This window comes from Citreicoccus inhibens, assembly GCF_019039035.1.
Taxonomy (GTDB): Bacteria; Myxococcota; Myxococcia; order Myxococcales; family Myxococcaceae; genus Citreicoccus; species Citreicoccus inhibens.
Genome location: NZ_JAHNZT010000008.1, coordinates 264,985 through 273,286 on the forward strand (window position 1 = coordinate 264,985; position 8,302 = coordinate 273,286).

The following is an 8,302-nucleotide window of genomic DNA, read 5'->3' on the forward strand; positions in this document are numbered from 1 at the left end:
GAGTGTAGGAGGCCGCATCGCCGCCTCAAGAAAACGGCCGCGGGATGCCCTATGACACCCACCGTGAGCACTTCTGTCCCCAACGGGGCCCACCTCTCCCCTGCCGCTCTCGCCTCCGGCCTGCGAGCCCTGGAGCCGCGCGCCGCCGCGGTCCTGGTCCGCCGCCTGGTCGAGCGCCGTCCCTCCGCCGAGTGCGCCACCTGGTATGGCATCCCCGCCGAGTCCTTCCAGTTGCTGCAATTGAGAGCCGGCGTCGCGCTGAGCCGAGGACTCGGAGCGCCAGCGAGGCTTCCTGCGAGCGAGGACGAGGAGACCGCCTGGGCGCGCATGTTGGACGCAGCCCTGGAGCGGGACTCGGCCCCCCTCCCCGTGGCGCTGGTGCCGGTGGCGGACACCTGTCGGCGGCTGAACGCCACCGGCCCCGAGGTCGAAGCCGCGCTGGCCGACGCCGCCCGCTCCGACGCGGAGTCCCCCAAGCGACGCCGCGAGGACTGGCTCCGACGGCTCGCGGTCCTGGCGCTCCTGGCAATCACCGCGTGGCTGTACTGGACACGCCCCGCGGAGCCGACGCCGCGGCCCGAACGTCACATGGCCTCACCCGAGCGGCGTTGAGGCTGGACGCGCTGTCTGGCCGTGCCTATGGGAACGGTCATGCGGACGCTCCGGACCTCCCTGCTGGCACTCGTGGTTGGCCTCGCCGTGGCCGGCTGCTCGAAGCATGTCGACACCCGTGTGGCGGGGGATGACGACGCGGCCCTCGATGCGGCCTCGTCGCGCCTCGAGGAGTTGGAATCGCGAGCCCACGAGGACGACCTGTCCTGTGGGGATCGTTGCGCGCTCGCGCCGCAGACATGCGCCGCCGCGGAGCACCTCTGCGCGCTCGCGGAGCGCAACGCCGACCGTGATGATCTCCCGCCCCGTTGCACCCAGGCTCGCGAGCAGTGCGCCAACGCCAATGACGAGTGCTCCCGCTGCAAGAACGGCTGAGACGCGAGCACCCCTCGCATGCGGGGACGCATCGCGTGGTGCGCCCGTCGCGGGGGCATGATTAGATGGCGCGTCTTCCCGGTTCGCATCGAGGAGCCCTCATGTCCCCCCGTCTCTCCCTCGCCCTGGCCGCAGCCTGCCTCGCGCTGCCAGCCTCCTCCCGCGCGGAGGACAACGCGCTGACGCCCGAGAAGGTCGCGGAGATTCGCCGGGACGAGAGCAAGGCCCAAGCCAAGGTGGACGCGGCCAACGGAAACCGGAAGCCCTCCGAGCTGAGCAGCGCCGAGCGCAAGGAGGTCATCCGCCAGCAGTCGGAGGCCTCCTCGCAGGTGCTGGCCAAGCACGGCGTCTCCGCGAAGGAGTACGCGCGCTACACGGCGCGCATGGGCCGAGAAGAGAGCGCGCAGGCGGACGCCGCGCAGAAACGCCAGGATGAGGCCGCCAAGGTCGCCGCCCAAGAGGCCGCGAAGAAGCCCCCCGAGGGCGCGGCCAACGGAGAGATCCCCATCCAGCGAGGCTTCAGCGACGCCGAACCGGTGGAGCTGGAAGCGACCGCGGACGCGCCCCCCGTCGTCGAAGTGGGGTTGCCGGGCGAAGCCCTCCCCGCCGCGGGTGACGAAGTCGCCGCGGCCCCCGAAGAAGCCGAGCCCCTCCCCACGAAGGCCGTCTCGCGGTCCTCAAAGAAGGGCGGCGGCGCGAAGAAGTCGGGCGGCGCCAAGTACGGCAAGCGCTCGCACTGAGCAGCGCGAAACTCCCGGCGCACTCAACCTCCGGGAGTCCGACCCTCGCGCGCGCCGCACGCCGGCTGCGGCCAGAGCCGAGCCAATCAGCGCGGCGGGGCAACAGCGAAGGGCATCCGCTCAGGATGCCCATCCCCCGCGCGCCGAGAGTGAGCCCGTCGTTATCGCGTCGTGTCGACCACGCACCCAGCGGTAGTCCCCCGGATCAGCCAGACTCCAGGAGGCCGCTCACCGCGCGTCGCGCGCCCGCCACACGTCGTCATAAGGGCAGGTGCAGTCCGTCTCTTCCGGCTCGGGGTAGGCGTAGCGCTGCCCCTTGAAGTTGCGGAAGACCGTCTCGTGCGCGCTGCGCTCGACGACATAGTCAGGCTGGAGCGTCACCTTGCCGCCGCCGCCGGGGAGATCCACCGCGAGGTGCGGCACCGCGAGCCCCGAGGTGAAGCCACGGAGATGTTGGAGGATCTCCACGCCCTTGGCGATGGGCGTGCGCAGATGCTCGCAGCCCTCGGCCACGTCCATCTGGTGCAGGTAGTACGGACGCACCCGACTGCGCAGCAGGACGTGTGACAGCTCCTTGATGATGCGCGCCTCCGAGTTGAGCCGGCGCATCAACACGGCCTGGTTCTCCACCGGCACGCCGTGGTCCACCAGCCGCTCGCAGGCCTCGCGAGCCTCGGCCGTCACTTCCTTCGGATGATTGAAGTGAGTGATGACGTAGACGGGCGCATGACGCCGCAGCATGCGCGCGAGCGAGTCTGTCACGCGCATGGGCAGACACACCGGCACGCGCGTCCCGATGCGGATCATCTCCACATGCGGAATCCGAGTCAGCGGCTCCAAGATGGATTCCAGCCGCTCCTCGCTGAGCAGGAACGGATCCCCTCCCGAGATGAGGACGTCCCGAACCTCGGGATGACGCTGGATGTACTCGATGCCCCGGCGAATCTGATCCTTGGTCAGCTCCGCCTCGCCGCCCTTGGTGATGCGCCGCCGCGTGCAGTGCCGGCAGTAGACCGAGCACGTGTCGATGGCGAGGAAGAGCACGCGGTCCGGATACTTGTGGACGATGCACTCTTCCGGGCGCGTCTTGTCCTCACCCAGTGGGTCCGTCAATTCGCCAGGACGGATCCGTGCCTCGGCGCGCACCGGGATGGACTGCATGCGCACCGGGCAGAACGGATGCTCGGGGTCGATGAGCGACAGGTAGTACGGGCTGATCCCAATGCGGAACAGCTCAGACGTCTCCTGCACGCCCGCGCGCTCATCGGGCGTCAGCGCGATGTACTTCTCGAGCTGCTCCAAGTTGCGCACCGCGTGGCGCTGCTGCCAGCGCCAATCGCTCCACTCCGCATCCGTCGCGGAGGGAAACAGACGCGCGCGCCCCTGGGCACTCGTCGAGGGACGCGCGGTACGCGGCTCCGGTGAAGAAGCCACCGGAAGCACGGAGGGAATCATCACGCCGCCTTCTGCTGCTCCCGCCACCACGCCTGACCCGCCTCGGGCAGCACGTCGATCGGATCGAAGTACTCGTACTTCCGGGTGAGCGCATCGGCGTCGTTCGCCTCCACGCTGGTCCGGTAGTTCTTCGTCCAGTACGAGATGCCGCGCTCGCGATCGTACTCGGCCACCTGATGCACCCAGCGCTTCCCCACGAAGGGAACGTCACAGACGATGCGCGGCGTAGCGAAGCCCGGCATGTAGCCCATGATGTCGTGCTGGAGCTTCTGCGCCTGATCCACCGAGACCCGCCAGTGCTCGCTGTTGGGGATCATGTCGCACATGTAGAAGTAGTACGGCAGGATCTTCGCGTGATCGAGCAGCGTGAAGCACAGGTCCAATAGGGCCTGAGGGCTGTCGTTCACCCCGCGCAGCAACACGCCCTGGTTGCGCACATCGCGGAAGCCCATCTCGTGCAGCTTGCGCACGGCCTTGCCCACGAGCGGCGTGAGCTGCTGCGCGTGGTTGACGTGCGTGTGCAGCGCCAGGTCCACGCCGCGCTCGATGGCCTTCTTCGCCAGACGGTCCAGCCCCTGCAGGACGCTGTCCTGGAGGAAGTGCTGCGGAATGGCCATCAGGCCCTTGCTGGCCAGACGGATGTCCCGGATGTTCGGAATGTCCAGCAGCGCGCTGACAAACGGCTCCAGGGCCTGGATGGGCAGGTTGGCGATATCGCCGCCGGAGACGACCACGTCGCGCACGGTGGGCGTGCGGCGCAGGTAGTCGAGCATCAGCTCGTAGCGCTCCTTCTGTCCCACCGCGAACTTGTGCTTGGACACCTGGGGCACGTCATTGCCCACCAGGTCCATGCGCGTGCAGTGCCCGCAGTACTGCGGACAGGTGGGCAGCATCTCCGCCAGCACCTTGGTGGGATAGCGATGCGTGAGGCCCTCGACGACCCACATGTCCTGCTCGTGAAGGCTGTCGCGGCTGGCCTTCGGATGGTTGGGCCAGTCCGTGCGACGGTCCGCCAGCGCGGGCAGCATGTACCTGCGGACCGGATCCCTCCAGAGGTCCTCCAGGTTCATGGTGTTGAGCATCTGCGGGGGGACGAGCAGCGACATCGTCGCGCGCTGCTTCTGGTCCTGATCGATGCTCTCCGCCAGGTCCTCGGGAAGCAGGGCGCCCAGGGTCGCCTTCAGCTCCTTCAGGTTCTTGACGGTGTGCTTGCGCTGCCAGACAGCGCTCTCCCACTCCGCGGCCGTCACGTCCTTGTAGCCAGGAATGCGGCGCCAGTCGGGCTCGATGAACTCCTTGCGGAGCGGATAGGTAAAGGGCTGCTGAGCAGGGCCTGCATCGGCCTTGCCCCGAATGTGCGTCGTCGTCATGGGCGCGTCACCTTAGCGTTTAGCGTCGCGTGCGGGGGCGTCATAACGCCCCGAGCACCCGCTCCTTTCAACAAATCGGAGGGGTGCGGATGCCAGCACGCTCATTCAATAGGCACGTTGACCAGCTTGGCGACCCCGTCCTCGGAGATAGGGACGACTTGCGGCTTGGTCGACTTGCCGTTGAGCTTGAAGACAATCTTTCGCTTGCCAACGGGGAGCATCAGCGGATTACCCAACGCCACGGGTGTCTCGCGTCCGGTGTTCTTCCCGTCCACCCAGATCTGCGCACCTGCGGGCTTGGTGCTGCAAGCGAACTTGCCCATCACCGCGGCCTTGGGAGGCGTCTTCACTGCCGCAACAGGAGGAGGCGGTGCCGGCTTCGGCGTCCGAGGAGGCGGCGGCTCGCGCTCCGGCTCCTTCTCCAGGGCGAAAGTCACCTTGAGAACATCGCTCCCATCCGACTCGAAACGGCCCGAGTACGGCTTGTAGCCCGCGAGGCGCGCCGTGAACTTGTAGGACTTGCCCACCGCGAGACCGGGCATCCGGGCGCTCGGGGCCTTCCCTGCCGGCTTGCCGTCGACGGCAATCTCCGCGCCAACATCACCATCGAACAAGGCGGTGAAGGTCGCGGGGGCCGCGGGCTTCGGCGGCGGCGTGGGCTCGGGGGTGGCAACTGCCGTCGGCTTCACCTCGGGCGCGGGCTTCTCCCCTGGCTCGGGAGTGGCCGTGGGCTTGACCTCGGTGGCCGGCTTCACGCCCGTCGGCTCCTGAGCGGCCACGGGGGTGGGCTTCGTCTCGGTTGGCGGAGGGGGCGTGTTCGCAGGGGACTGCGAAGGAACCAGTTGCAGGCTGACGACCGCGGCCTCCTGGCCAGCCACCACGTCGATCTGCTGAGCCAGGGGCTGATATCCCGGAGCGATCGCCGTGATCTGGTGCCGACCGGGCTTCAGCGCCACGACGTCGTTGATCTTCACCGGGCGCCCATCCACCTTCACGGTGGCACCGGCCGACGGTGTCACGACGAACGTCGCGGAGCCCGTCGAGGGCTTGCGCATGACCACGGCGAGCCCCGCGACCAGCAACAAGGCCACGAGCGCGGCGGCGCCAATGATGGCGACCTTGGGAATCCCCTTCCCGCTGGACGCCTTCGCCTTGGCGGGTGCGCTGGCCTTGGCGGGCTTCGCGGGAGGGCTCTTCGCTGGCTTGGCGGGCTTCCTCGCCCCCCCCGGAGCCCGAGCGCCGGCCGTCTCCTCATCGGGATCAGCAGCGCCCCGGTCCTCGTCGCCGTAGTCGTCCGGCTCCTGCTGGCCGTACCCATCATCCTCAGGGGGCGCGTCATAGCCATCGCCCACCTCGTCTTCGGGCGGCTCCTCCTGGCGGGCGCGTCCACGTGCGCCATTCGAGCGCAGGTTGGACGGAACGACCATGTTCCCCGTGCTCTCCTCCGGCTCGGGGGCCGCGGGCCGCCCACGGGCAGGAGGCGCCGAGGGCGCTGGACCGATCATCGTGGCCCCAGCATAGCCCTCACCCTCCTCGTCACCGATGACGACCTGGGCCTTGGGCCCGCTCTTGCTCTTGGGCGCGCGCGCGGACTCCTGGCCAGAATAGGGACTGGGATAGGCGGAGCTGGTGCTGCCCGCCTTGGCCATGGGGTTCTCGGTCCGCCCCGTGGCGCTGTCATCCACCACCACGCTGCTCTCGGCCACCCGCGTCTCGGGCGAGAGGAAGGCCGCGTTGGTGGAGTCGACGATCTGCGTCTTGTCCGCCGCGCCGTCCATCTCAGCCAGCTCGTCAGCGGTGGGCGGGGGCACATACCCCGGAGCGGGCGCGGCGGGCGCCGTGGGCGAGCGCCCCGCGGCGGGACCGGTAGGCCCCGAGACCGCGCGGCTGGCCCGAGACGGGCGAGGCGACGGCGGAGGGACCGTCACGCCCGACGTTTCAATCTGATCCGGACGCTCGACGGAGGCATAGCGCTCCATCTTCTCGGCCTCGCGCAGCAAGTCCTCCGCGAAGGCCTCCTTCATGTACCCGGACAGATGCTTGGACGAGTAGATGGCATCGCCCGCGAGGAGGAACCGCATCAGGTCCTCCTGCAGGTCAGACGCCCACTGGTAGCGCTCCTCAGGCTCTCTCGCGAGAGCCTTCATGACGACCTTCTCCAGCCCCGCCGAGATGTTCGGATTGAACTCGCGAGGGGTGGGGACGTCCGCGTTGCGCACCTTCTCCAGCGTGGAGAAGTCAGACTCGCCCACGAAGAGCTTCTCGCCCGTGAGCATCTCGTACAACAGCACGCCGACGGCGAAGATATCGCTGCGCCGGTCGATGGGCATGCCCCGGACCTGCTCCGGGCTCATGTAGCCGAACTTCCCCTTGAGGATGCCGGCCTGCGTCTTCTGCGAGCGATTGGCGGCCTTGGCGATGCCAAAGTCGATGATCTTCACCTCGCCTTCGTAGGAGACGAGGATGTTCTGCGGGGACACGTCGCGGTGGATGATGTGAAGGTCCTGACCGCGCGCGTCCTTCTTGCGGTGCGCGTAGTCGAGCCCCTCACACATCTTGGAGACGATGAACACCGCTTGCGCGGTGGGCATGATCTCCTTGCGGCGGCGGTAGCGCTCCAGGATGGTCCGCACGTCGCGTCCCGCCACGTACTCCATGGCGATGAAGTACGTGTCGTCATGCTTCCCGAGCTCGTGGATGTGCACGACGTTGGCGTGGTTCAGCTGAACGCTGATCCGCGCCTCGTCGATGAACATCGTGATGAACTCCTCATCCTCGGCCATCGTCGGGAGGATCTTCTTGATGGCCAGGATGCGCTCGAAGCCCTCGACACCGAAGGCCTTCGCGATGAACACCTCCGCCATGCCGCCGACGTTGATGCGCTCAAGGAGCAGGTACTTCCCAAAGAAGGTCGGCTTCTTCATCTCGTGGAGCCGCCCGGCGCCGGGGGTACGCACCGCGGCAGGCGGCGCAGAGACCGAGCGGAGTGGAGGGACTCTAGACCCAGCACGGACGACGAGTCAAACGCCCAACAGAAGGAGTTTCCTCAACGAATCCGCGAGTTTGAAAGTTTGAGTGCTACAGGTACTCGCCCCGCGTTCGCGCCTGAGCAGGGGCCCTGAATCCCAGCCCGCGCCCATCGAACGAAGGACCGTCCACGGACGGAAGCACTCGCCGGGCCAGCAGGCCCGCCAGGTCAAACCGCTAGCAAGGAGCGCGGCGCACACGCCCCAGACGCGAAGCGCAGGAGGCACGGGCAGCAAGGCCCAGCGCTGGGCGGCACGGCGCCACAGGTCAGTCGCGCGCGTGAGGCGCAGAAAAAGGAAAAGCCCCCGGCGCCATGAAGGCGACGAGGGCTTCTCAAAAAGAATCCGGCAGCGACCTACTCTCCCACGCGGTTTCCCGCGGAGTACCATCGGCTCTGGAGGGCTTAACTTCCGTGTTCGGGATGGGAACGGGTGTGACCCCTCCGACATTGCCACCGGAAAAGCTGAAGACAGTGCATACGAAGGGTAAGTTGCAGGTTTCCGCTAAGGGAAGCCTCTATAGTTGTAGAGTTGAAAGCTGTCCTTCAGGGCGACACCTGCTTTCGCAGTGTCGCGGCCTCGGCCTTGGCCCCGAGTCCCTTACACCCCTCGAGGGGGCATGCAAGAGATAGGGGGAAGTAAGCCTCACGACTTATTAGTACCGGTTAGCTGAGCATGTTACCACGCTTACACACCCGGCCTATCAACGTGGTAGTCTACCACG

At 67.6% G+C, this 8,302-nt stretch carries 6 protein-coding genes and 2 rRNA genes; 3 read left to right on the forward strand and 5 right to left on the reverse strand.

Annotated features, from left to right (window positions below; translation table 11 throughout):
• Positions 1-63 precede the first annotated feature (63 nt).
• From KRR26_RS13475 to KRR26_RS13485, 3 genes are all read left to right on the forward strand, one after another.
• Positions 64-612, forward strand: a complete 549-nt coding sequence (locus tag KRR26_RS13475; RefSeq protein ID WP_120208940.1) for a hypothetical protein — start codon at positions 64-66, stop codon at positions 610-612.
• 39 nt (positions 613-651) lie between these two features.
• Positions 652-987 (forward strand): hypothetical protein, encoded by a 336-nt coding sequence (locus KRR26_RS13480; protein ID WP_217079990.1) that lies wholly within the window; start codon positions 652-654, stop codon positions 985-987.
• 101 nt (positions 988-1,088) lie between these two features.
• Positions 1,089-1,727 (forward strand): hypothetical protein, encoded by a 639-nt coding sequence (locus tag KRR26_RS13485; protein WP_199723867.1) that lies wholly within the window; start codon positions 1,089-1,091, stop codon positions 1,725-1,727.
• Positions 1,728-1,955: 228 nt separating this feature from the next.
• Here KRR26_RS13485 and KRR26_RS13490 read toward each other — a convergent pair whose 3' ends face one another.
• The 5 genes from KRR26_RS13490 to KRR26_RS13510 all read right to left on the reverse strand — a co-directional run.
• The gene (locus KRR26_RS13490; RefSeq protein WP_120208672.1) at positions 1,956-3,182 is read right to left on the reverse strand and encodes a KamA family radical SAM protein; all 1,227 of its coding nucleotides are present in this window, start codon (positions 3,180-3,182) and stop codon (positions 1,956-1,958) included.
• Positions 3,182-4,552 carry a KamA family radical SAM protein gene (locus KRR26_RS13495; RefSeq protein ID WP_120208671.1) on the reverse strand — a complete coding sequence of 457 codons (1,371 nt, stop codon included), beginning with the start codon at positions 4,550-4,552 and terminating at the stop codon, positions 3,182-3,184. The genes KRR26_RS13490 and KRR26_RS13495 overlap by 1 nt, the downstream gene beginning before the upstream one ends.
• 101 nt (positions 4,553-4,653) lie before the next feature.
• A complete protein-coding gene (locus KRR26_RS13500; RefSeq protein ID WP_217079991.1) occupies positions 4,654-7,476 on the reverse strand; it encodes a serine/threonine-protein kinase in 2,823 nt (940 codons plus the stop codon).
• Between the two features lie 445 nt (positions 7,477-7,921).
• Positions 7,922-8,038, reverse strand: a 5S ribosomal RNA gene (gene rrf, locus KRR26_RS13505).
• Positions 8,039-8,212: 174 nt separating this feature from the next.
• Positions 8,213-8,302 (reverse strand): 23S ribosomal RNA (locus tag KRR26_RS13510); the annotation flags it as partial.

What these genes read in the sequence shown, in the direction of transcription:
- KRR26_RS13480 (WP_217079990.1), top strand. Translation starts at nt 652, where the DNA reads ATGCGGACGCTCCGGACCTCCCTGCTGGCACTCGTGGTTGGCCTCGCC.
- KRR26_RS13495 (WP_120208671.1), bottom strand. Translation starts at nt 4,552, where the DNA reads ATGACGACGACGCACATTCGGGGCAAGGCCGATGCAGGCCCTGCTCAG.
- KRR26_RS13490 (WP_120208672.1), bottom strand. Translation starts at nt 3,182, where the DNA reads ATGATTCCCTCCGTGCTTCCGGTGGCTTCTTCACCGGAGCCGCGTACC.
- KRR26_RS13485 (WP_199723867.1), top strand. Translation starts at nt 1,089, where the DNA reads ATGTCCCCCCGTCTCTCCCTCGCCCTGGCCGCAGCCTGCCTCGCGCTG.
- KRR26_RS13500 (WP_217079991.1), bottom strand. Translation starts at nt 7,476, where the DNA reads ATGAAGAAGCCGACCTTCTTTGGGAAGTACCTGCTCCTTGAGCGCATC.